Source organism: Aquamicrobium aerolatum DSM 21857, from assembly GCF_900113935.1.
Classification (GTDB): Bacteria; Pseudomonadota; Alphaproteobacteria; order Rhizobiales; family Rhizobiaceae; genus Aerobium; species Aerobium aerolatum.
Window position 1 is genome coordinate 172,445 of sequence record NZ_FORF01000004.1, and the last position, 22,957, is coordinate 195,401.

Genomic DNA, 22,957 nt, shown 5'->3' on the forward strand with positions numbered 1-22,957 from the left:
CGCAGACCGCGGCTGCACGATCAATGCAGCCAATGCGATCTGCCTTGTACGTTGCGTCAGAGGAATGCCGTTTCTGAAAAGCTGCGAAGCTTGCGTGAGTGCAACCGCTCCGATGGCATCTCCGCGAGTTTCTCCAGAGCGCGGATGCCGATCGACAAATGCTGCGCGACCTGCCGCTTGTAGAAATCCGTCGCCATCCCCGGAAGCTTCAACTCGCCATGCAGCGGCTTGTCGGAGACACACAGCAGCGTGCCATAGGGGACGCGGAAGCGGAAACCGTTCGCGGCAATCGTCGCCGACTCCATGTCGAGCGCAATGGCGCGCGATTGGGACAGGCGCTGCACCGGGCCACGCTGGTCACGCAGTTCCCAGTTGCGATTGTCGATCGTAGCCACTGTACCGGTGCGCATGATCCGCTTGAGGTCGTAGCCCTCAAGCCCCGTCACTTCCTCGACGGCGTCTTCAAGAGCGACCTGCACTTCAGCCAGCGCCGGAATCGGCACCCAGACCGGAAGGTCGTCGTCGAGCACGTGATCTTCCCGCACATAGGCATGCGCCAGCACATAGTCGCCCAGCGCCTGGCTGTTGCGCAGCCCGGCGCAGTGGCCCAGCATCAGCCAGGCATGCGGGCGCAGCACTGCGATGTGGTCAGTGATCGTCTTGGCGTTGGACGGGCCAACGCCGATATTGACCATCGTGATGCCGGCATGGCCCGGCTTGCACAAATGGTAGGCTGGCATCTGCGGCATGCGCGTCAGCATCGCGCCTTCGTGCGGCTGGCTTTCTCCGGCTTTCGTCACCAGATTGCCCGGCTCGACAAAGCAGTCGTAGCCACCGCCGCCATCGGCCATCAGCTTGCGCGCATAGTCGCAGAACTCGTCGATGTAGAACTGATAGTTCGTGAACAACACGAAGTTCTGGAACGAGGACGGGCTGGTGGCTGTGTAGTGCGTCAACCGGTGCAGCGAATAGTCGACCCGCTGTGCGGTGAACGGCGCCAGTGGCGAGGGTTCTCCAGCTGCCGGTTCGTGCGTTCCGTTGGCGATATGGTCATCGGTGTTGTTGAGGTCCGGGACATCGAACAGATCGCGCAGCGGACGCATGATCTGATCGGCAACGGACGCCTTCACGTGGGTTCCTTCAAGAAACGCGAAGTGCAGCGGAATTGGCGTTTCGGATTCGCCGACGGTGACCGGAACCCCGTGGTTCTTCATCAGCAGGCGAAGCTGCTCGACGAGATAGCTGTCAAACAGGTCCGGGCGCGTGATGGTCGTGGTGTAGTGGCCAGGTTCGACGACGTGGCCATAGGCAAGTCGCGTGTCGACGCGCGTATAGGAAGTCGTGGTGAGGCCGACTTCGGGGTAGAACGCGCGGAAGCGCTGGTTCTCGTCGTTGCCGCCGGACAGCTGATCGAATGAATTCCGCAAGAATTCGGTATTGCGCTCATACAGCGCCCTCAGCGCGTCAACTGCCTTGCGCGCGTCGGTAAAACTCTGTCGGGCGTAGGGCTCCGGCGTCGAGACTGATTCAATCGGATGAGGATAGATTCGCTTTTCCATGACCCATTATAGGCACAGCCCCGTGACGTTTCGAGGGGGACTTCCGCCAAAACAACAGTGCTGGTTAAGTCCGTACTCAGCGGGGGCAGCCGATGGCGCCGCCTGAATCGCACAGGCTGAAAATCGTCGACGACGCATTCATGTAGGGATGCGGATAGCGGCTCTTTTCGGCAACCAGCATGGCAAGGCTCATGCCGAACAAGGCGACCAGCAGACAGACGATTGTGAAACGACGAGCAAGCATTTTTCATTCCCCTCGATGATGAGAGGAATATGCCAGCCACCGGCTGAACCCGTCCTGAGACGGATGTTCATCTTCGGTTCAAGAACCTTAACGCATGTCTTCCGACAGGGGACCGGTTTCGGGAGACATGGGCGAAACGTTATGTGTGTGAAGCAACCCCGGTGCAACGCGACACGCCTCAACGCGAAATGGCCCCTCAAACGACGATGGGCCCGCATCGTTGCGAGCCCATCGAGACTTCCGTTGCCCGTCAGTTCAGCTTTACTGGCGCTTCCAGTTCTGCGTCTTGCAGAACACCACAGCGACGCAGCCCTGCATGGCAAGGGCGTTGCCCTTGATCGTGGCATTGCCCGAATAGGTCTTGTCGTCGGCCGGGTCGGTAATCGTCCCCTTGTACTTGCCGCTGCCGTTGGCCTTCATTTCGCCGATGCGCTTGCCGCTGTGTTTCCCCGTCCGCAGCGTGATGGCGAAACCGCCGCCAGCCGCTGCGATTTGCGCGGTCTCGCCGCTATCGGTTTTCCAGTTGCCTTCGATCGGGTCTGCCGCCATCGCGGAGCCAGCGACGATGATGGATGTGGCAATCGCCAGTGTCAGTCTGCGAAACATAGAAGTCCTCCCCGTCCGGCCAGATCAACAGCGCGTTGCCGGATTGTTTTACGCACACGTAAGAGTAATCGACTTTCAGGCGCAGCGAAAGATGGCAGCTGCATGCGTTGAAGGGCGGATTGAGCGACCTCTCAAACACAATCCGTTTCCGGCAATTGCGGCGTGTGGTTAGCAAAGCCTTTCTCGCCGGTCTGAAAAATTTCATCGAATTTTCGTCAAAAGCCGCAGCTTTCCACGCTTCCTATCCTTAACAAATTCCGAGGTTTACCTCTTGTTTTAGTTTTGTTTTCTTCCAGTTAAGCAAGCCATTTAACGGCGGATTCAAGGCTCCCCGGCATTCTCGAGAACAAGGACGGCAACGACCGCAACGGCCGAAAACGGCTCTCGGGATTGAAACAGGGAACAACTACAATGGCTCGCTACGACATGCTTGAAGCCGGTATCGGCTCCACCGCCCAGGCTGAAATTCTGTTTGAACTTGGCCTGATGTACGCCACCGGACGCGACTGCGATGTTGACCTCGTCACGGCTCACAAATGGCTCAACATTGCGGCCATCAAAGGCTCGGAGCGGGCGGCAGACATGCGCGCTGAATTGTCGGCAACGATGTCGAAGCTCGATATTGCCAGGGCATTGCGCGAAGCGCGCGAGTGGATGACCGTCCACTGAAAATCAAGACAGTCACACAGGGCAGGCGCTGAACAGGCCACGCAGAGGGCCGTCAGTTTCCAGAAGCAAGCCGCGACGGGGAGAAACCCCGCGCGGCTTGTCTCATATCAGGATGCAGCTTCCTGCTCGACAAAACGGGCAAGCACGGTGCCGTCTGTCACCTGAGCGCCTGCTTCTGCAATCTCTTCGATGATGCCATCGTGAGGTGCGATGATGGTGTGCTCCATCTTCATCGCTTCCAGAACGAGCAGCGCCTGTCCCTTCACCACCTTTTCGCCCGGCGAAACACGCACCAGCTTGACGAGCCCTGGCATCGGGGCGCGCAAGCCGCCGCCGCCAGCGATCGCAGCTTCAACCGCGGCAAACGGGTCGGCGACTGCAAAAGTATGGCTTGCCGCTCCGGAAAACACCGTGACATGTCCGGGCCAGCGGGCGGAGTTCAATCTTGCCGGCGCAACGATCTGTCTTTCATCACCAAAGCTGACATTGGTGTTGCCGTTTGCCGCGACCGCAAGGCGCGCGACGATCATATCCTCGCCTCGTGACAGCATGACCATCTTTTTCGGTGCGTGGAAATGCGCATAGCCTGAGATCGCAAGCCATGGATCGGCGGCGTCAGGCTCGACGATCCGATCCGTTGCCGTCAATACGGCAGTCGCCACCATGGCGGCGGTTGGCTCCTGCTGCCGGGTAAGCTGTGATTGCTTGCGTGCGATGAGTCCGGTTTCGACATTGCCAGCTGCAAAGTCCTCGTCGCTGGCGAGAGCCGCCAGAAACTGCGTGTTGACGACAGAACCTGCGATTTCTGTCTCCTCCAGCGCGGCAGTCAGCGCGGCCAATGCAGAGGCGCGGCTGTCGCCGTGCACCACCAGCTTGGCAATCATCGGGTCATAGAAGGGAGAGACCGAGTCGCCCTCGCGCACGCCGGTCTCGACGCGCAGGCTGACGTTTTCGGGCGGGAACCGCAGATGGTGCAGGGTGCCGATAGCGGGCAGGAAGTCGCGGGTTGCATCCTCGGCGTAAAGCCGTGCTTCGAACGCGTGCCCGTTGATGCTGATCTCGTCCTGCAATTTCGGCAGGCGTTCGCCAGCCGCGACGCGCAACTGCCATTCGACCAGATCGACGCCGGTGATCATTTCAGTGACCGGGTGTTCGACCTGCAGGCGGGTGTTCATTTCCATGAACCAGAAACGGTCGGGCCGCAGCCCTTCGGTGGCATCGACGATGAATTCGATGGTGCCGGCCCCGCAATAGGAAATTGCCTCTGCCGCCTTCACCGCCGCGTCGGTCATCGCCGCGCGCATCTCCGGCGACATGCCGGGGGCGGGGGCCTCCTCGATCACCTTCTGGTGTCGGCGCTGCGCCGAACAATCGCGCTCGAACAGATGCACGACATTGCCGTGGCTGTCGCCGAACACCTGCACTTCGATGTGGCGTGGCGTCTCGACATATTTTTCCACCAGCACGCGGTCGTCACCGAATGCCGCCTTGGCCTCACGCTTGGCGGCTGCCAGCGCTTCCGGGAAGGTGGCGGGGTCGTCGACCTTGCGCATGCCCTTGCCGCCGCCGCCAGCGCGCGCCTTGATCAGAACCGGATAGCCGATCTCGTTGGCCTTGGTCGCCAGAATGACGATTTCCTGGCCTTCGCCGTGATAGCCGGGCACCACCGGTACGCCGGCTTTTTCCATTAGCCGCTTGGCGGCGTCCTTCAGCCCCATGGCGCGGATCGACGCTGCCGACGGGCCGATGAAGACCAGCCCCGCCGCCTCGACCATGTCGACGAAATCGGGGTTTTCCGACAGGAAGCCATAGCCGGGGTGAATGGCTTGCGCTCCGGTCTGCAACGCGGCGTCGATAATACGCTCGGCGACGAGGTAGCTTTCGCCGACCGGAGACGCCCCGATATGCACCGCCTCGTCGGCCATCGCGACATGCATCGACCGGGCATCGGCATCGGAATAAACCGCCACCGTCGCCACACCCATCTTCCGCGCCGTGCGGATGATCCGGCAGGCAATCTCGCTGCGATTGGCGATCAAAATCTTTGAGAACATGAGAAGACTCCTGAACTGAAGATCAGAGAAAGCATGTTCGGACGGCTTTGCAAACCCTGCGCGGCGTCTAAGTGGAATTGAGGCCGTGAGAACACGCGCGCCCTGCGGCTCAGGCCGTTCTGGCAAACTCGGCGAGTAGGGCGTTGAACGCTGCCGGCTGCTGCAGGAATGGCGCGTGGCCCGCGCCGTCGAGGCGCACGACACCCCGATCCCAAAGCGACGAATAGACGAGTGTGTCAAAATACGACGCCTGGATAAATACGTCGTCGACGCCGTTGACGACCGCGAACGGCGTTGTCGTCGTGGCGACGATTTCCTGTTCGTCGAGTGCATGTCCCTGCATCACTGAGCCGAACATGATTTCGCGCGCCCGCCCGTCGGTGCGTTTGCACATGGCGAGAAGTTCCGGCGCGACGACGCCGTCGACCGCCGACGTATGCGTGGAGTAAAAGATGGCGTCGGCTTCGGTGAAATCACGTTTGCCAGTCAGGTTTTCGGCGCTCGGATCGATGTTGAAACCGGTCATGAGGCTTTCGATTGTCGGCTTGATCGGTGGTGTACCGGAAATCATCACGCCGGCGGCGTCGAAACCGCTGCCGATCATCTCTAGTGCGATGTGGCCACCCAGCGACCAGCCGAAGATGATCGGCTTGTCCAGTTTCAGTGCCGACGCGACCTCTCCGGCCATTTCAGCATAGCCGCCAAGGGTGTAGCTGCGGGCCGGGTCGGCGGCGTCATCGGACGCGCCATGGCCCGGCAGGTCGAAAGCGACGAGGCGGAACTCAGCCAGTTCCGGCGCGGCATATTGTTTGCCGAACACTTCCTTGCAGCTCGAATTGCCGTGGATCAGCAGCATCGCCGGTCCCTCTATGCTGGTCTGGGTGTAGGCGATGGTGCCGTGGCTGGTCTCGATTGCGCCGGAATTCGTCGTCATGTGATCCCCCTGTTTGATCTTGCGACAGTAAGAGAGCCGCTGCGTGGCGTCCAGAGATGCGAGTGGTTGCGATGCCGCCGCAAATCACCGATGGTCGCGGTCGGATTCACGGGAGAGTTGATGGATGGCATTCCGGCGTTTGGTTTCTGTTGTCGCGGTCGCGATCATGCTGCCGACGATGGCACAGGCGCAGTGGAAGCCGGTCGAAAAGATCGAAAACTATCGCGTGTCGGGGCAGTCGGGCATCGAGCTTTACCGCTCGATCGGTGAACATGGCCCGAAAGTCGGCGTCGGTCGCGTCATCGCCTATACCGATTTCAAGCTGCTGTGGTCGCGCGACTATCGCCCGCAGAAAGACGGATCGTGCACGCTGGTATCCGCCAGGCCCAACCTGACCATCACCTACCGGTTGCCGAAAGCTGCCGGTGACATGCCGACTGCGACGCGCCGGTCATGGGACAGTTTTCTCGAAGGCGTCATCCGGCACGAAAAGGTGCATGGCGAGATGATCGTCGATCTGGTCAAGGCGATCGAGGACGTCTCCATCGGCCTGAGCGCACCCAATGACCCGGACTGCAACAAGGTCCGCGCCGCGCTGCAAAGCCGCCTCGGGCCGCTGTCGCAGGAGCAACGCCGCCGCAGCCGCGAGTTCGATCAGGTCGAGATGCGCGACGGCGGCAACGTGCACAAGCTGGTGCTGGCGCTGGTCAACGGCTCGTAGTCCGCTTGGCGGCACCCGCAAAAATCGTTATGAAGACGACATCATGAAGTCGGCAGACCGAACCACCTGCATCGCGCTTCCGCGTCTCTGACGCGCGAGGCTGTTTGACCGGACAAGCGCCGGACCCTTTCGCGCGCGTCCATTTTCAGATCATTCAATGCCATGCGACTGATGTGCCCGCTCCATGCGGCTCGTCGCGGCATTCATGCAGGTACTCTCATGACCAATTATTTCGAAAGCCCGTTCAAGGGCATCCCGCTCGACCAGCAGGTGACAAACCCGCGCATCAGCGTCGGGCGCTACAGCTATTATTCCGGCTATTATCACGGCCACAGCTTCGACGATTGCGCGCGCTATCTGCTGCCCGACGAAGGCGGCGATCGGCTGATTATCGGCAGTTTCTGCTCGATCGGCTCGGGGGCGGCCTTCATCATGGCTGGCAATCAGGGCCATCGCAACGAATGGATCGGCACCTTTCCATTCGCCTTCGTTCCCGATGCGCCGGAGTTCGACGGCGCAGCCAACGGCTATCTGCCGGCAGGCGACACGGTGATCGGCAACGATGTGTGGATCGGTTCGGAAGCGGTGCTGATGCCGGGCGTCACGATCGGCCACGGCGCCGTGATCGGCACCCGCGCGCTGGTGACGCGCGATGTCGAGCCCTACACCATCGTCGGCGGCAACCCCGCGCGGCCGATCCGCAAGCGCTTTTCCGATGCGGAAATCGCGATGCTCTTGGAGATGTGCTGGTGGGATTGGGAGACGGACGCGCTGAGCGCGGCCATCAAGCTGCTGACATCAGGCGATGTCGCAGCGCTCTATGCCTGGTGGCAGCGGGAGCAAGCGGCTCTCTGACGCCGATCCGTTGACACTTCACGGCGCGCGGAGGATTTTCTCCATCGCCTTTCCGCGCGCCAGCTCGTCGATCATTTTGTCGAGGATGCGGATTTCCCGCATCGTCGGCTCCTCGATTTCCTCGATCCGCACGCCGCAGATCATGCCGGTGATCTGCACGCGGGCGGGATTGGGGCGCGGTGCGTTGGCAAAGAAGGTTTCGAAATCCGTGCCATCGTCCAGTATCGTGGCAAGATCGTCCTGCGAATAGCCGGTCAGCCAGCGGATGATCTCGTCCACGTCTTCCTTCGTGCGGCCCTTCTTGTGCGCCTTGGCGAGGTAGTGCGGATAGACGCTGGCGAAACTGGTCGTGTAGATCCGGTGCTTTGCCATGTTCCGCCCACCTCCCGCGTTGCTACATCCGGAACACGCCGAATTTGGTGTCCTTGATTTCGGCGTTCAGCGACGCTGACAGGCTGAGCGCCAGCACGTCGCGGGTTTTGGCCGGGTCGATGATGCCGTCGTCCCACATCCGCGCCGAGGAATAGAGCGGGTGGCCCTCATGCTCGTATTTCATCAGGATCGGTTTGCGGAATTTCGCCTCGTCCTCTTCCGACCATTCCTCGCCCTTGCGCTCGAAACCTTCGCGCTTGACCATCGCCAGAACGGTGGCGGCCTGTTCGCCGCCCATCACCGAGATGCGCGCATTCGGCCACATCCACAGGAAACGGGGCGAATAGGCACGGCCGCACATGCCGTAATTGCCGGCGCCGAACGAGCCGCCGATGATGATGGTGAATTTCGGCACCTGCGCGGTGGCAACGGCGGTGACCAGCTTGGCCCCATCGCGGGCAATGCCACCCGCCTCATATTTGCGCCCGACCATGAAGCCGGTGATGTTCTGCAAAAACACCAGTGGAATCTTGCGCTGGCAGCACAATTCGATGAAATGCGCTCCTTTCAGCGCGCTTTCGGAAAACAGCACGCCATTATTGCCGATGATGCCGACCGGCATGCCGTGAATATGGGCAAAACCGGTGACGAGCGTGGTGCCGTAATTCGCCTTGAACTCGTCGAACTCCGATCCGTCGACCAGCCGCGCGATCACCTCGCGCACGTCGTAGGGCTGCTTCAGATCGGCCGGGACGACGCCGTAAAGCTCTTCCGGCGCATAGAGCGGTTGCGCTGGCTTTTGCAGCGTCAGCTGCAATTTCTTGGACCGGTTCAGGTTGCGCACGATGCGGCGCACGATGGCGAGCGCATGTTCGTCATCGACGGCGTAATGATCGGCCACGCCGGATTCGCGCGTGTGCAGATCCGCGCCGCCAAGTTCTTCCGCCGTCACGTCCTCGCCGGTGGCGGCTTTCACCAGCGGCGGGCCGCCAAGGAAGATCGTCGCCTGCTTGCGCACCATGATCGTTTCGTCGGACATCGCCGGCACATAGGCGCCGCCCGCCGTGCACGAACCCATGACGCAGGCGATCTGCGGAATGCCCGCCGCGCTCATATTGGCCTGATTGAAGAAGATGCGACCGAAATGGTCGCGGTCGGGGAACACCTCGTCCTGGTTGGGCAGGTTCGCGCCGCCGGAATCGACCAGATAGATGCAGGGCAGATTGTTCTGCATCGCGATTTCCTGCGCGCGCAGATGCTTCTTCACCGTCAGCGGATAATAGGTGCCACCCTTCACCGTCGCATCGTTGACGACGATCATGCATTCGGTGCCTTCGATGCGGCCGATGCCGGCGATCATGCCCGCCGACGCGATCTCGTCGCCATACATCTGCCACGCCGCAAACTGGCCGATTTCGAGGAACGGCGACCCGGTGTCAAGCAATTGCGCCAGCCGGTCGCGCGGCAAAAGTTTGCCCCGCGCAATATGACGCTCGCGCGCCTCGTCGCTGCCGCCCCGTTCCACGATTGTCGCCTTGTCGGCAATGTCGTCGACAAGCGCTCGCATCCGTTCGGCATTGGCCTTGAACGTCTCGGAAGCGGGAGAAATCTTCGACTGAATGGCAGGCATGCGGTCCTCAAATCATCTCGTGTGGCGGCAGTGTGAAGAAACCGGCGCAGGAAGGGAAGGGGCTAAACCGCCTCGTCCATCATCTCCCGGCCGATCAGCCAGCGGCGGATTTCGCTGGTGCCGGCGCCAATCTCGTAAAGCTTTGCGTCGCGCAGAAGGCGGCCTGTCGGGTAGTCGTTGATGTAGCCATTGCCACCCAGCAGCTGGATCGCGTCGAGCGCGACCTGGGTCGCCTTTTCGGCGGCGTAGAGGATGCAGCCGGCGGCGTCCTTGCGCGAAGTCTGGCCGCGGTCGCAGGCCGACGCCACGGCGTAGACATAGGCGCGGCAGGCGTTCATCGTGGTGTACATGTCGGCGAGCTTCCCCTGCACCAGCTGGAACGCGCCGATCGGCTGGCCAAACTGCCTGCGCTCGTGGACGTAAGGAACCGCTGCGTCGAGCGCTGCGGCCATCAGGCCCAGCGGCCCGCCTGACAAGACGACGCGCTCATAGTCGAGGCCTGACATCAGCACCTCGACGCCGCGCCCTTCTTCGTGGAGCACGTTCTCAAACGGCACTTCGACATTCTCGAACACCAGTTCGCCGGTGTTGGAACCGCGCATGCCGAGCTTGTCGAGCTTCTGCGCGACCGAGAACCCCGTCATCTCGCGTTCGATCAGGAACGCGGTGATGCCGCGCGAATTGCGCTCCGGGTCGGTCTTGGCATAGACGACCAGCGTGTCGGCGTCGGGGCCATTGGTGATCCACATCTTCGAGCCATTGAGAACATAGCGGTCGTTCTTCTTCTCGGCCCGCAGGCGCATCGAGACGACGTCGGAGCCTGCCTCCGGCTCTGACATCGCCAGCGCGCCGACGGCATCGCCGGCGCACAGCCCCGGCAGGTATTTCGCCTTCTGCTCCGGCGTGCCCCAGCGGTTGATCTGGTTGACGCACAGGTTTGAATGCGCGCCATAGGACAGGCCGACCGACGCCGAGGCGCGGGAAATTTCCTCCATCGCGACGACATGGGCGAGGTAGCTCATGCCGGTGCCGCCATGGTCGGGGTCGGCGGTCATGCCGAGCAGGCCGAGATCGCCCATCTCTTTCCACAGATGCGGTGCGAATTCGTTGGAGCGGTCGATCTCGGCGGCGATTGGCGCGATGCGCTCCTGCGCAAAGCGGCGCACCGTGTCGCGCAGGGCGTCGATGTCTTCGCCAAGCCCGAAATTCATGACGTGATCATACATGCTGGCTCTCCCATTCCTGCGCGCCGACGAGGCGCATGGTCATTTGGTGATAGGTTTCGGTGACTTGTGTGACCGACAGACGCTCATCGGGCCGGAACCAGACAATCACGCCGGTGATCATCTGGATGATCGCCATCGCCGTCAGCGTGACATCCTCGATCACGAATGCGCCCGTCTCTGCGCCGTCGCGCAGGATCTGGCGCAGTTCCTTTTCGTACGCACCGCGCAGACGCAATATCGTGCTGAGCCGGTCGTGGGACAGGCTGCGCAGCTCCATGTTGTTGACGTGGGTCGAATGACGACGCTCGATGTGGAAGCGAATATGGTTGCCCACGAACGCGGCCAGCCGCGCGGTCGGGTCGTCATTTGGGCGCTGCTGCTCCCAGCTGTCGATCAGCGCATCCATATGACTCTGCATCAGATCGAACAGCAGGTCTTCCTTGGTCGCAAAATAGCGGTAGAGGGCGGCTGCCTGGACGCCGACTTCGGCAGCGATCTGACGGATCGAGACAGCGTCGTAGCCGTGACGGGCAAAAAGGCCGGTCGCTGCATCGCGGATTGCGCTGCGCGTTTTTTCACCGTCCGAACCAACCGTCCGCGCCATCATCCGCTCCTGTTGAATAAGGAATAAAACGGTCGTTCAATTAATTCAATCCGGTTCTGAAGAACGCGGCCTGTTTTCTCCACAAACTGACGCAATGGAGAACCCGATTGGCAAGGATTCATCGTCTCCTGGAGCGGTGATTTGCGGTTCGCGGTTCCGTCTCCTATATCTAGTGTAGCAATAAGGAGATTTTACATTGTCTAGATTTCACAAGACAGTTGGAGATATGGCGCTGGAAGTCGGCATTGATCTCGCTGTTTTTCAGACGGCGTTGCGAAGAGCTAAATTTCCGCCCCGCAAGGTAAAGCAGGACTGGGAAGTCAAAATCGGCAGCGATGACTATTCTGCGATGCGCAGTGTGCTTGTAACACTTTTCCGCAGATAATTCATTTGCCCTCTGCTCTCGTCGAGCAGAACCCAGCGCGACCGGCCAGATCAGTTGCAGACGTTGTGGAATGACTGCAGCGGCGGGCGCTCAGTGCTGCATGAATCACGCCAAAACAACGCTTTCGCGCTCCCTTGGGCCCACGAAAATCGGACACGCTCTGGATGATCTGCCCGCCTTCAGAGGGCGGTCGTCCGCGTCTCTGACGGCTTCGCTGCCGCGTCTTTTCCACCTGCATCTTCAAAAATAGCATTTTTTCGTCTGAACAGTCTCATTGACAAAATCGTACATATTTGTACGATTTTTGCATTGAGGCAGGTGTGATGGCTACTGAAAAGCAGATCGAACGGCGCCAGCGTATTGAAGACGCTGCCTATGCGGTTCTCAAGGAATCCGGTTACAAATCTGCCTCGCTGCTGGCGATCGCCCAGCGCGCAGCGGTCTCCAATGAAACCCTCTACAAATGGTACGGCAATAAGCAGGCGTTGTTCCGTTCGTTGGTCGAAGCCAACGCGAGAGAGGCAAAACTCCTGCTGGAGCGCACGCTTCATGAAGGAGGCGATCTGCTCGATGCGCTAGCTGCGCTCGGCCCTGTCCTTTTGTCTCTTGTGACCAGCGACAAGGCTATCGTGCTGAACCGCGCCGCTGCGGGCGATTTTGGCGACACGAAGACGCTCGGCCCGGCCATCGCGCAATTCGGGCGTGATACCATTGCGCCGCTCGTCTGCGACGTGCTGCAGATGGCCAGCCGGTCCGGCCGTATTATCTGCGACAGTCCCGCGGACGCCGCCGACATCTACCTGCGACTGTTGATCGGCGACCTTCAGATTCGACGTGTCATTGGCGTTCTCGATGAATTGTCGCCTGCCGAAATAGAGCGGCGGGCCGGCGATGCCATGACCCTTTTTCTCCGCCTTCATGCTCCCGCCAACCAGACGCAGTCTCTGTCTCCCCCAAAGGAAAGACCTTCCAGATGAAACCTGCCCTCTGCGTGTTTTCGCTTTTGTCGCTGTTGTCGAGCGGTGCGATTTTCGGCTTCTTTTATGCGTGGGTGTGTTCGACGATGTGGGGGCTGGATGCGGCTGATCCGGCTGTCGCGATCGGCGCGATGCAGGCGATGAACGCGTCTGTGCGCAATGCGGTATTTGCCCCGGCGTTTTTCGGCACGCCTTTTTTCCTGCTCGCGACCGCGCTGCTCGCCTGGTTTTGCCGTCTGAAAGCCGCCAGCGTGATTTTTGCTCTCGCCGGCCTGCTGTATCTTTTGGGTGGCATGGTTCTGACGATGACGGTCAACGTTCCGATGAACGAGGCGCTGGCTGTGGTCGCCATTCCTCAGGACGCCGCCGAAGCGCAGCGCATCTGGGATGATTATTCGACGCCATGGCAGTTCTGGAACGTGGTGCGCACAATCGTCAGTGGCATCACGCTGGCGTTGACGGGCCTCGCCATCCACCTGTCATCGCGGACGGCTGCTGGCGCACCCGCTTGAGGCCTGCCTGACCCGTCAGAACGGGAACGGGCCTTGTCCTGTCTGTGCGGGAATATGCACGCTGCGAAAAACGCCGTTCCATTCATGGATCATGAAGCCGCCGCTGCCGGTGTAAAAGCCGACCGGCGCGTCGGGGCGCACGTCAAACTGGAACGTGCTGCAGGGCGAGGGGCCAACCAGCGCGGGAAATCTCGAAATCTGGCCCGTCATCGCCAGATGAAGATGGCCGCAGACGATCCGGATGTCCGCCGGAGATTGCGATAACAGGTCGGCCAGCTCAGGCTTCCCCGCCAGGCCGATAGCGTCCATGAATGCAATGCCGCATTCGAATGGCGGATGGTGCATCGCCAGAAGCACCGGCCCGTCAAACGCCAGCGCCTGTTGAAGGAAACGGGCGGTGACGGCATCGATGCGTCCCCCGCCCGACCCTTCAACGAGGGTGTCGATGCCGACGAGGCGCAGATTGCCGAGGTCGCGCACCCAGTTGAGTGGCCCTGCGGCCTCGAAAAGACCAAGATCGGCAAACGCGGCGCGCATCGGCTCGCGCTGGTCGTGGTTGCCGGGGATCACCAGCAAGGGCAGGCCAAGCGGCTCTGCGATCTCTCGAAACAAGGCATAGCTTTCGGCGGTGCCGTCATCGCTGATGTCACCGGTCACCAGCAGACTATCGATCGGCCCTATACGCGGCAGCGCCTGCGCGATCTGAGCGATCTGCGCCTCGAACAATTGGGCGGTGTCGAGCACGCCGGAAACCAGCCTGGAGCGGGCGACCAGATGCGTATCGGTGATCTGCAGAATGCGCGCCACGGCGTCCTCCCGAAATTACTTGATGCCGGTGCGCAGGAATGCCTGCACGAACTGGCGCTGGAAGATCAGGAAGACAATCAGCAATGGCGCAACGCTCATCATGGTCGCCGCCGAAATGACGCTGATATTCACGCCGCTTTCCGGTGCGCCGAAGATCGAAAGGCCGACCGTCAGGGGACGTGTCGCGGTCGTGTTTGTCACGATCAGCGGCCACAGGAAGTTGTTCCAGTGAGTCGAGACCGAAACCAGCGCATAGGCGAGGTAGGTCGGGCGCGCGAGCGGCACATAGACACGCCACAAGATGCCCAGAAGGCTGCATCCCTCGATCTTCGCCGCCTCGTGCAATTCGACCGGCACGGACTTGAATGCCTGTCGCATCAGGAAGATGCCGAATGCGCTGGCCATGTACGGCATGCCGACGCCCAGAAACGTGTCGAACAGGCCAAGCCGCGATACCATCGCGTAGTTCTCGACGATCAGCACTTCAGGCAGGATGAAGAGCTGCATCAGGACCAGGATGAAGACGAAATCCTTGCCGGGGAATCTCAGCTGGGCAAAGGCAAATCCGGCAAGCGTGGTGAGGATGAACTGTCCTATCAGCACCACGGTCACGAGGATGAATGTGTTGAGAAAATAGCGCAGCCACGGCGCGCCTTCCCATGCGGTGCGGAAATTTTCCATGGTCCACGGCGCAAAAATGCGAAAGTTCACCGCGTCGGACGTCGTGTGGAACGCCGCCCAGAACGCGAATACCAGTGGCGAAATCCAGATGATCGCCAGGAGAATGGCGCCTGCGCCTTCGATATGTCGGAGAAAGCGGCTCATTGGTAATGCGTCCTGCGATCAAGCATGAAGAACTGAACTGCTGCCACGGTGCAGAGGACAACGAGCACGATCACCGTTGTGGCTGCCGCTGCTGGCGCATCGAAGAAGGCGAAGGCCATTTCCCAGATGTAGTAGAGGATCAGTTTCGAAGCATCGTTCGGCCCGCCCTTTGTCAGGATGAAAAGGTGGTCGATGAGCTTCACCGAATTGATCATGGCATTGACCATGATGAACAGGGTCGTCGGCATCAGGAGCGGCAGCACAATGCGCCGCGTAAAGGTCCAGCGGCTTGCGCCCTCGATATTGGCGGCTTCGCGCAGGTCTTCCGGGATCGTCTGCAAGGCCGCCAGGTAGAAGATCATGAAGAAGCCTGCCTCCTTCCAGATCGTCACGATGATCACCGCCCAGAGCGCGGTGTCAGGCCGGCCGAGCCAGTTGACGGACGAGAACCCGAACAGCCCGCCGATCTGGTCCAGCAGACCCAGATCCGGGGTGTAGAAGAACAGCCACAAATTTGCCGCTGCAATCATCGGCAGGACGGTGGGGGTGAAATAGGCGGTGCGCACGAAACCGCGCGCGGGGATCTTTGAATTGGCCCATAGCGCCATGGCCAGCGCGATGCCGATCGAGATCGGGACCGTTGCGGCGGCGTAGATGAGGTTGTTCTTGACCACGACCCAGAAGGTCGGGTCATTGAACAGGGCCGTGTAGTTTTCGGTGCCGACGAATTCGGCGGCGCGGCGGCGTGTTCCGCGCGAGAACAGGCTCGACCAGAATGTCGCCACAGCCGGGTAAAACGCGAACAGGGACAAAAGGACGCCTGCCGGCAGCAGCAGCAGCCAGCCGTAGATTGTCTGCTGCTTCTTGTCGAGATTGATGCTTCGCGCCATGACTGTCCTCGGAAATTGGCGCACCAGCCGCAGGGCTGATGCGCCATCGTGCTAGTGGATCAGCGATAGTCTTTCAGGAGACGCTCGGCTGCTTCCTGCGCTTCACCGAGCGCAGACTTGGCATCCTTGGTTCCGGTCAAAACTGCCTGGATCGCATTGTTGAGGCCGTCACGAACGCGCGACGTCTCGTAGGTCGAGAACTCGGCGATGGCGTTCTCGAGCTGGTCGCGGGCGACCAGCGCTGGCGGGAACTCCGCGCCGTAGGCCTTCAGCGCCTCGGTTTCATACGATGCCGGCGATACGCCCATATAGCCGGTCGCGATCGACCACTGCGCTGCCTGTTCGGGAGCGGTCATGAACTGGATCAGCTTCAGGGCCGCTGCGCGTTCTTCTTCCGTCGTTTCGGCAAACAGGTAGAAGTTGCCGCCGCCGGTCGGCGAACCCGGCTGCACGTTGCCCGGCAGGACCGAGACGCCGAAGTCGAACGTCGCGGCATCCTTGACGGCAGTTAGGTTGCCGGTCGTGTGCCACATCATCGCGGTCTGCCCCTCCAGGAACGCCTGGCGCAGGGTGCCCCACTCAATCGTCCCGGACGGCATCACCTTGTGTTCGTCGGACAGTGCCTTCCAGAACTCAAGCGCTTCGACGACGGCTGGATCGTCGAAATAGGTGTTGAGGCCATCGTTCGACATCAACTCCTTGCCGTTCTGGATCGCGAGCGCCTGGAACATCCAGTAGGCGTAACCCGTCGACGGGATCATCAGGCCCCATTTGCCGTTCTTGGTCAGCGCCTTTCCGGCTGCGACCATCTCGTCCCAGGTCTTTGGCGGGTTTTCGGCGTCGAGGCCTGCTTCCTTGAACTTGTCCTTGTTGTAGTAGGCAACGATGGTCGAGCGCTGGAACGGAATGCCCCAGACATGGCCTTCGATCTCGCCGTTGGCCATCAGCGCCGGGTAGAAGCTCTTGAGCCACTCCTTGCTGGCCTCGTCGGTGGCCACTTCATCAAACGGGGTGATGATTTCCTGCTCGATGAGGTCATAGGCGTCGATCGAGAACAGGACCGCCAGCTGCGCTGGCTCGCCGGACTTCAGCGCCGAGAGCGCACGCACGCGCGTGTCGTCGTAATTGCCGGCGTAGATCGCATTGACCTTGACGTCGGTGTTTTCGGCCTCGAAGTCGGCGATCATCTTGTCGACGACGTTGGTGAGCGGGCCGCCGACTGCGATCGGATAGTACATCGTCAGTTCGGTCTGTGCATAGGCCGGCAGCGTCAGTGCGGTTGCTGCCAGAAGTCCTGCCAGTCCAAAGCTGGCTTTCGTAAAGTAGTTCATGGCTTTTCCTCCTGTCCTTTCGTTTCACAATGCGTGCGGAGCTGCACCTGCAAGGCTCAAACTGCCTCCCTGCGGCGCCCTTCGCTGTCAAAGACATGAATGTCGCGGTCGTCGAACGTGACCGAAACCTCTGTGCCCACCTCGACGGGAGCCAGTCCCGGCTGGAGCACGCACAAGCCTGTAGTGCCCGGATGTGACAGGCTGATGAGAGTTTCGGCACCGAGAAATTCGCTTTCCGCAACGGTGCAAGTGAGCCTTCCGGCGCCTGGTTCGGCCAGACGGACATGTTCCGCCCGAAGCCCGAGAATGTCGCTTGATGCGGCCCCGCCGATAACTGGCGCTTCGATCAGCGCCATGGGTGGCGCGCCGATGAATTCGGCAACGAAAGTGTTGGCGGGTCTGTCATACAGATCGGCTGGCGAGCCGACCTGCTGGATATGGCCGCTTTTCATCAGCACGACCTTGTCGGCCATGCTCATCGCCTCTGTCTGGTCATGCGTGACGTAGATGACGGTGATGCCCAGATCCCGCTGCAGCCGCTTGATGTCCTTGCGAACGGAGGCGCGAAGCTTGGCGTCGAGATTGGACAGCGGCTCATCCATCAGGCACAGACGCTTGCCCGCCACGATCGCCCGCGCCAGCGCCACGCGCTGGCGTTGCCCGCCAGACAATTCGCCCGGCTTGCGCGCCTCCAGCCCTTCCAGGCCGGTGATCTTGAGCGCACGCGCCAGCCTTTCAGCGCGCTCCGCCTTGGAAACGCGCCGCACCTTCATGCCGAAGACGACATTTTCGGCAACGCTCAGATGCGGGAACAGCGCATAGGACTGAAACACCATCGACAGGTTGCGGTCAGCCGACGGCGCATGGGTTACATCCTTGCCGTCGATGATGATGTGGCCTTCGTCAGCGGCCTCAAGGCCAGCGATCAGCCGCAACGTCGTAGACTTGCCGCAGCCCGACGGGCCGAGCAGGGCGACGAATGAGCCTTCTTCGATGTCGAGCGTGATGTTTTCGACGCCAAGCTGGCCTTTCCATCGCTTTGCGACGTTGTCGAGAACCACAAAACCCTTATCCGTCACGACCCGTTCTCCTTGGCCAGCACAATCTTTTCGCCCAACGAGTCGATCACTTCCGCAAAGTCTTCCGCTGGCATTTCATCGACGACAACGCGATCTATGTCGGTGATTTTTGGCCCGAGCGCTGGTGCCGCCCGACCGAATTTCGAACGATCGATGACAAGAATGGATGTCTTCGAATTGAGCCTGATACGCTCGCTGGCGCGGACTTCGGCGGAATGGAATTCGAGCAGGCGGCCGTCGCTTGCGACCCCTGCTGTGCCGAAAATCCCGAATTCCGCCCGGTAGCGCGCAAAAAAACTGACGACCTCATCGCCCAGCAGGTCGCGGTCGGGCAGGCGAAGCTCGCCGCCCGGAATGATGATGCGATTGGAAAGTTCGTCGCTCAGCGCCATTGCGGCGGTCAGATTGTTCGTGATGACGGTCAGTCCTTTGCGCGCCCGAAGCGCGCGTGCCACGGCTGCCGGCGTGGAGCCGATCGAGATGAAGATCGTGGCTCCGTCAGGGATCAGCCTCGCTGCTGCGGCGCCAATCGATTCCTTGGCCGCCAGATTGGTCCCGGTGCGCTGATCGAAAGGAATGTTGAGCGCCTTTTCGCCGAGTTCGACACGGCCATGCAGCCGACGAAGGCTCTCGCCGTCGCACAATTCATCCACGTCGCGGCGGATCGTTTGCATCGAGACGTCGAGCAATTCGGCCAGTGCGCCAACGGAGATGGCCCCTCGCTCATTGACGAGGGCGAGTAGTTTCTCACGCCTCTTGCTCTTGCTGTACGACATCCTTGGGGCTCCTCCACTTGAAGGCTAGGGCAGCCAAACTGGCAAAACAACAAGTTTTTGTGAGAAGAAACAAAAAAATAACAAAACTATCCCGATCTGTGGAGAAATTCCCAAGAATTCGCCGCCGATAGGCCGATTGATGTTGTTTTGAGGCTTTGTATCTTCCAGATCGCTGTGGTCTTGCGATATGATCGGTTAACGCGGACAAGTTGCACTTTCGTGACAGTGCGTCCGGGGCTGGTGAATGGAAGCTGACATGCAGGATGTAGAAACTATCTTTGGCCGCTACGAAGCCGTCCGGTCGCGCTTGCCGGAAGCGGACGCTGTTTCCACGACGGCGGAAATCAGCTCCTTGCTGGATCTGGCGGGAAAGGTCGATGCTTTCGTGTTCGATGCATTCGGCGTTCTGAATGTTGGGGACACGCTGATCGAGGGAGCCGACATCCGGCTGGATGAGTTGCGCTCCCAAGGCTGCCAGATTCGCATCCTGACCAATGCGGCGAGCTATGACCGCGCACATGCGGTCGAAAAATTCCGTCGTCTTGGCGTTCGGGTTCGCGACGAAGAAATCATCACCAGCCGCGATGCTGCGCTGCAGAGCCTGCAGGATCTGCATTGGGGCGTGATCGCGACGTCCGAGGATCGTCTTGCCGACATCCCGTTCAGGTGGACGCGTCTTGAGAGCGATAAAAGCGCCTATGCCGACGTGGAGGGTTTTCTCTTCCTGTCGTCGGCCGAGTGGACCGAAGAGCGGCAGACGATGTTGGAAGCGGCGATGAACGCTTCGCCGCGTCCGCTTGTTGTCGCCAATCCTGACCTCGTGGCCCCGCGCGACCACGGCTTTTCAATCGAGCCGGGCTATTACGGACACCGCATCGCAGATCGCCACCCCGATCAGGTCAGCTTCTACGGCAAGCCGTTCCCTGAAGCCTATCGACTGGTGGAAAAGACCCTGCCGGGCATACCGCCCGCGCGCATCGCCATGTGCGGCGACACGCTTCACACCGACATCATCGGTGCCGCCGCCCGCGGCTGGCAGACCGTGCTTGTCACCAAAGACGGACTTTTCGCAGGCCACGAGGCGGATGTTTTTGCCGAACGCGCAGGCATATTCGCCAACTGGCAACTCGCCCGAATCTGAGGTCGCCACGGGGCGGGGGGGAGCGCAGTCAGTGGTGACGCGGACGCGGACCTGAAGATGCCGCACGCAAAGAGTTGGAAGCAACCGGAAGGAGCGCCCGAACCTGTCTGAGCGGGTCAGGGGTAAGTCTTTGGCGGGACGAAGCCGAGGACAACACACGCTATGGTCCTCTAAAATGAGCCATAAGCGGGTGGCTGCGATGGGGTGGAGGGCGGACAGGCAGATTTCGGGGGCTTGCTCCCGGAAAGTGGCTCTTTAGCCGGTTACCCAAGCTGATTTCGTTTGGTTAGATGTGGAAATTCTGCGTTTTTTTAGCGGTTGGGTTGGCGACACCATCGCCACTGACATCGTTTTAGAGACCGTCCAGTTTGCCCGCGATGCGGAGCACCACGTCATCAATAATGGCGTCTGACTGTGTCGAAACATCCCCCCCGAACAGAAAATGAATAGAAACAAGATCGGACGGGATGCCGGGGAATATTGTCCGATCAAGGAAAACGGGAATCACCTCGGCATCCGAAACCCTTGAGGTAAAACAATCCCTCTCAAAAGTCGGCCAAACCTTGTCCTTGTGGTGTTGATCGAGAATCGCAACGACTAGGCGCGATTTATTAACGAAGATTTCTAAGAACTCCTTGGACCAGAGGCCGCCTAGGTAATTGTCTTCGTAGTTGCGATCATAAAACACTGAAATGTCAAGTTCGCGGAGCTGCTCGCCAACGAAGTTTGCGAAGGTCCGATTTTCGCCGGCGAAGGAAATTGCAACATCCCACTCAAAATCTTTGGCATCTTCGCGAAAACCGCAACGCTGCCGAAGATCCTCCCAGTCCAGATTCTTTATGTAATAAAAAAGAGCAGGATCTTCGATTGCAAAATTTTTAGTATCCACATCGTAGTAAAACAATCTGGCGCACGACTCTTTTTGCTCCAAAAGAACCCGCAGGCGATGATCTTTTACGTTGTTTATACTTCCTTTAATATCTTGGCGTGAATTTGTAATTTCATTTAGGTCAACACTTGATCGCTCTTGCTCAGAGACTGCTCGCAGAAGTTTGTAGTAAGGGTCATTTGTGGGACGAAAACGACGGCCGCGACAAAATTCGCGAACAGCCGGATCATAGTTGTGATGTAGCGTTTCCACTACGCGAGCTTTTATCTCGTCTGGTGTCCAGTCGATACGCCGCGTGTTTTCTTGCGTTTGGTCGACGTCGTTAGAGACGCAGATTGTTCTGCAAATTTGCTGGGTTAGCCAATAGTCGCCCCTGCAGTCCGTGATGATGGCTTCTTCGTTCGTAATCTCGACATTTAGTTGACTGCTTCCGAGTCTAATCATTTCGGCGATTACACCGGTCGTACCTGGCGCGATACGGTGAATGCCCATGCGCTTTGCTATGTCAGGCACTAGCTGAATAAGATCTGACCCTACATTATTAATTCCTATGAGTATGATTTTTGGAAGCCCGTCACGATTATCTCGTTCAGCGATTACTTTGGCGAGATTCGCAAGACGTTCTTTGGAATCTGCGTCGAGCCGGTGAAAATCATCGACAACATATGTTTCATCGCCGGAATCTAAATTGATGGCCTCAATGATCGGTAGATCTTTGGGTTCGCGCGGCGTCAAAAGTTTTGGCGTGTTGTGTGGAAAAACTTCCGCGAGTGCCTTTTTTACGGTGGTTGTCTTACCAGTGCCCGATTGGCCTTCAACCACGACCGGCTTGCCTTTGCGGCGGATGTCAACAAGAAGCGCGGTGTAATTTGGGGGCTTTACAAAGGTAAATTCCGGAACGCCCTCGGTAACAAAAACGTCTTCCAAATACGCCATTTCGTCCTCGATACTCCCCGGTTGGCTGACAACTAGATGGCAGCAATGACGCAACGCATTCTTTGATTCAAGTGGACTCGCCCTACTTTACTGCGGAGATCGTCGGTAATATCGCGCCGTAGAGGGCAATCTGGGGGAGTGGCGGAGGGGATGGGCCTGAAATCCAACCTTCTCCAGTCTGAAGAAATTGTGGCGGGCCTCGGATGGCGAAAGAGTGAGAACCCGTTGATGAACTCTCTCGGCCGACCGGTGGCAGCCGGGGTTACAAGCCAAAATCCTCGCGGAACCGATCCATCTGGTGCATGCGCTGGTGGAGGATTGTAACGATGCCGATATCTCCGTTCGAGAGACGGCGCCAATAGACGAAATGCCGTTCGTATCGGAAGAAATATCCCTCTACGTCGAACTCCGCAGGGACGGGCTTCGACATGACACTGTGAGTTTCGATCTTGCCGAAAGCATCGAACAATCCGGTAATGTACCGATCTGCTTGATCGGTACCCCATCTTTCCTGCGTGTAGCGGTAGATCTCGTCGAGACGGTGAGAGGCTGCCTCCTGAACACGGACAGCAGCCATCAGGCCCGGTTCCGCGCGATCACTTCGCGCGCAGTGAGCGGCTTGTAGGACGCCTCGGGTGCGGCGAAAGCAAGTGTCAGTTCACCCTTCAGCCGATCAAATGCTTCCATCTCTACCCGCTCCTTATCGCGGCGGATCAGATCTCGGACATATTCGCTGATGTTTTCATAAGATCCGTTCTCGCTGACATTGGCGGCAACGAAATCGCTGAGCGTGCCACTGATGCGGACCGTCATCGTGGTCGTTCGAGACATTGCAACGCTCCTTTCATGTCGGTGTACTCAATATAACCAAAAATGCACACGATTCAATCCCGTTGCCTTCCTCCTGGAACCGGCTCCGAGAATTTTTTCCGACC

25 protein-coding genes are annotated in these 22,957 nt (G+C 59.6%); 7 read left to right on the forward strand and 18 right to left on the reverse strand.

Annotation, left to right across the window (positions count from 1 at the left end; genetic code table 11):
* Nucleotides 1-56: 56 nt before the first annotated feature.
* The 3 genes from BMZ42_RS04975 to BMZ42_RS04980 all read right to left on the reverse strand — a co-directional run bounded on the left by BMZ42_RS04975 (nt 57) and on the right by BMZ42_RS04980 (nt 2,409).
* On the reverse strand, nt 57-1,559 hold the full coding sequence (locus BMZ42_RS04975) for an AMP nucleosidase (RefSeq protein WP_091519352.1): 1,503 nt from the start codon (nt 1,557-1,559) through the stop codon (nt 57-59).
* Nucleotides 1,560-1,635: 76 nt separating this feature from the next.
* A complete protein-coding gene (locus BMZ42_RS17945; protein ID WP_175556628.1) occupies nt 1,636-1,803 on the reverse strand; it encodes a hypothetical protein in 168 nt (55 codons plus the stop codon).
* Nucleotides 1,804-2,064: 261 nt separating this feature from the next.
* The gene (locus tag BMZ42_RS04980; protein WP_091519354.1) at nt 2,065-2,409 is read right to left on the reverse strand and encodes a DUF2147 domain-containing protein; all 345 of its coding nucleotides are present in this window, start codon (nt 2,407-2,409) and stop codon (nt 2,065-2,067) included.
* A 411-nt stretch (nt 2,410-2,820) separates the two neighbouring features.
* Between BMZ42_RS04980 and BMZ42_RS04985 the strand changes: the two genes are divergently transcribed.
* Nucleotides 2,821-3,078 (forward strand): SEL1-like repeat protein, encoded by a 258-nt coding sequence (locus BMZ42_RS04985; RefSeq protein WP_091519357.1) that lies wholly within the window; start codon nt 2,821-2,823, stop codon nt 3,076-3,078.
* 107 nt (nt 3,079-3,185) lie between these two features.
* Here BMZ42_RS04985 and BMZ42_RS04990 read toward each other — a convergent pair whose 3' ends face one another.
* Both BMZ42_RS04990 and BMZ42_RS04995 read right to left on the reverse strand, forming a co-directional pair.
* Nucleotides 3,186-5,132, reverse strand: a complete 1,947-nt coding sequence (locus tag BMZ42_RS04990) for an acetyl/propionyl/methylcrotonyl-CoA carboxylase subunit alpha (protein WP_091519359.1) — start codon at nt 5,130-5,132, stop codon at nt 3,186-3,188.
* Between the two features lie 109 nt (nt 5,133-5,241).
* Entirely contained in the window at nt 5,242-6,066 is an 825-nt protein-coding gene (locus BMZ42_RS04995) for an alpha/beta fold hydrolase (RefSeq protein WP_091519361.1), read from the reverse strand.
* Nucleotides 6,067-6,190: 124 nt separating this feature from the next.
* On the opposite strand from BMZ42_RS04995, the gene BMZ42_RS05000 reads away from it, so the two are divergent.
* Both BMZ42_RS05000 and catB read left to right on the forward strand, forming a co-directional pair.
* Entirely contained in the window at nt 6,191-6,787 is a 597-nt protein-coding gene (locus tag BMZ42_RS05000) for a DUF922 domain-containing Zn-dependent protease (RefSeq protein WP_091519363.1), read from the forward strand.
* Nucleotides 6,788-7,006: 219 nt separating this feature from the next.
* Complete coding sequence (gene catB / locus BMZ42_RS05005) at nt 7,007-7,642, forward strand: type B chloramphenicol O-acetyltransferase (protein WP_091519365.1); 636 nt, start codon at nt 7,007-7,009, stop codon at nt 7,640-7,642.
* 18 nt (nt 7,643-7,660) lie between these two features.
* Here catB and BMZ42_RS05010 read toward each other — a convergent pair whose 3' ends face one another.
* The 4 genes from BMZ42_RS05010 to BMZ42_RS05025 form a co-directional block, all read right to left on the reverse strand.
* On the reverse strand, nt 7,661-8,014 hold the full coding sequence (locus BMZ42_RS05010; RefSeq protein WP_091519368.1) for a DUF2200 domain-containing protein: 354 nt from the start codon (nt 8,012-8,014) through the stop codon (nt 7,661-7,663).
* 22 nt (nt 8,015-8,036) lie between these two features.
* A complete protein-coding gene (locus BMZ42_RS05015) occupies nt 8,037-9,644 on the reverse strand; it encodes a carboxyl transferase domain-containing protein (RefSeq protein ID WP_091519371.1) in 1,608 nt (535 codons plus the stop codon).
* 62 nt (nt 9,645-9,706) lie between these two features.
* Nucleotides 9,707-10,870 (reverse strand): isovaleryl-CoA dehydrogenase, encoded by a 1,164-nt coding sequence (locus BMZ42_RS05020; RefSeq protein WP_091519374.1) that lies wholly within the window; start codon nt 10,868-10,870, stop codon nt 9,707-9,709.
* On the reverse strand, nt 10,863-11,474 hold the full coding sequence (locus BMZ42_RS05025) for a TetR/AcrR family transcriptional regulator (protein WP_091519481.1): 612 nt from the start codon (nt 11,472-11,474) through the stop codon (nt 10,863-10,865). Before BMZ42_RS05025 ends, BMZ42_RS05020 begins: the two co-directional genes overlap by 8 nt.
* A gap of 226 nt (nt 11,475-11,700) precedes the next feature.
* Between BMZ42_RS05025 and BMZ42_RS17950 the strand changes: the two genes are divergently transcribed.
* The 3 genes from BMZ42_RS17950 to BMZ42_RS05035 all read left to right on the forward strand — a co-directional run bounded on the left by BMZ42_RS17950 (nt 11,701) and on the right by BMZ42_RS05035 (nt 13,348).
* A complete protein-coding gene (locus BMZ42_RS17950) occupies nt 11,701-11,859 on the forward strand; it encodes a hypothetical protein (RefSeq protein ID WP_175556635.1) in 159 nt (52 codons plus the stop codon).
* Nucleotides 11,860-12,182: 323 nt separating this feature from the next.
* Nucleotides 12,183-12,836 (forward strand): TetR/AcrR family transcriptional regulator, encoded by a 654-nt coding sequence (locus BMZ42_RS05030; RefSeq protein WP_091519377.1) that lies wholly within the window; start codon nt 12,183-12,185, stop codon nt 12,834-12,836.
* Nucleotides 12,833-13,348 (forward strand): anthrone oxygenase family protein, encoded by a 516-nt coding sequence (locus BMZ42_RS05035; protein WP_091519379.1) that lies wholly within the window; start codon nt 12,833-12,835, stop codon nt 13,346-13,348. Before BMZ42_RS05030 ends, BMZ42_RS05035 begins: the two co-directional genes overlap by 4 nt.
* 15 nt (nt 13,349-13,363) lie before the next feature.
* Here BMZ42_RS05035 and BMZ42_RS05040 read toward each other — a convergent pair whose 3' ends face one another.
* The 6 genes from BMZ42_RS05040 to BMZ42_RS05065 are packed head-to-tail and all read right to left on the reverse strand — an operon-like array spanning nt 13,364 to nt 19,056.
* Complete coding sequence (locus BMZ42_RS05040) at nt 13,364-14,155, reverse strand: phosphodiesterase (RefSeq protein WP_091519381.1); 792 nt, start codon at nt 14,153-14,155, stop codon at nt 13,364-13,366.
* 15 nt (nt 14,156-14,170) lie between these two features.
* A complete protein-coding gene (locus BMZ42_RS05045; protein ID WP_091519384.1) occupies nt 14,171-14,980 on the reverse strand; it encodes a carbohydrate ABC transporter permease in 810 nt (269 codons plus the stop codon).
* Nucleotides 14,977-15,870, reverse strand: coding sequence for a carbohydrate ABC transporter permease (locus BMZ42_RS05050; RefSeq protein WP_091519387.1), 894 nt, complete (start codon nt 15,868-15,870; stop codon nt 14,977-14,979). Before BMZ42_RS05050 ends, BMZ42_RS05045 begins: the two co-directional genes overlap by 4 nt.
* A gap of 59 nt (nt 15,871-15,929) precedes the next feature.
* Complete coding sequence (locus BMZ42_RS05055) at nt 15,930-17,201, reverse strand: ABC transporter substrate-binding protein (protein WP_091519390.1); 1,272 nt, start codon at nt 17,199-17,201, stop codon at nt 15,930-15,932.
* Nucleotides 17,202-17,257: 56 nt separating this feature from the next.
* Entirely contained in the window at nt 17,258-18,280 is a 1,023-nt protein-coding gene (locus BMZ42_RS05060; RefSeq protein WP_091519392.1) for an ABC transporter ATP-binding protein, read from the reverse strand.
* Complete coding sequence (locus BMZ42_RS05065) at nt 18,277-19,056, reverse strand: DeoR/GlpR family DNA-binding transcription regulator (protein WP_091519394.1); 780 nt, start codon at nt 19,054-19,056, stop codon at nt 18,277-18,279. Before BMZ42_RS05065 ends, BMZ42_RS05060 begins: the two co-directional genes overlap by 4 nt.
* Before the next feature lie 256 nt (nt 19,057-19,312).
* Here BMZ42_RS05065 and BMZ42_RS05070 point away from each other — a divergent pair, with 256 nt between their 5' ends.
* Entirely contained in the window at nt 19,313-20,197 is an 885-nt protein-coding gene (locus BMZ42_RS05070; protein WP_091519396.1) for an HAD-IIA family hydrolase, read from the forward strand.
* Between the two features lie 352 nt (nt 20,198-20,549).
* On the opposite strand, the gene BMZ42_RS05075 is transcribed toward BMZ42_RS05070, so the two are convergent.
* The 3 genes from BMZ42_RS05075 to BMZ42_RS05085 form a co-directional block, all read right to left on the reverse strand.
* Nucleotides 20,550-22,022, reverse strand: a complete 1,473-nt coding sequence (locus tag BMZ42_RS05075) for a TIR domain-containing protein (RefSeq protein ID WP_091519399.1) — start codon at nt 22,020-22,022, stop codon at nt 20,550-20,552.
* A gap of 262 nt (nt 22,023-22,284) precedes the next feature.
* A complete protein-coding gene (locus BMZ42_RS05080; protein ID WP_091519401.1) occupies nt 22,285-22,599 on the reverse strand; it encodes a type II toxin-antitoxin system RelE/ParE family toxin in 315 nt (104 codons plus the stop codon).
* Nucleotides 22,599-22,853 carry a ribbon-helix-helix domain-containing protein gene (locus BMZ42_RS05085; protein WP_091519403.1) on the reverse strand — a complete coding sequence of 85 codons (255 nt, stop codon included), beginning with the start codon at nt 22,851-22,853 and terminating at the stop codon, nt 22,599-22,601. Before BMZ42_RS05085 ends, BMZ42_RS05080 begins: the two co-directional genes overlap by 1 nt.
* Nucleotides 22,854-22,957 lie beyond the last annotated feature (104 nt).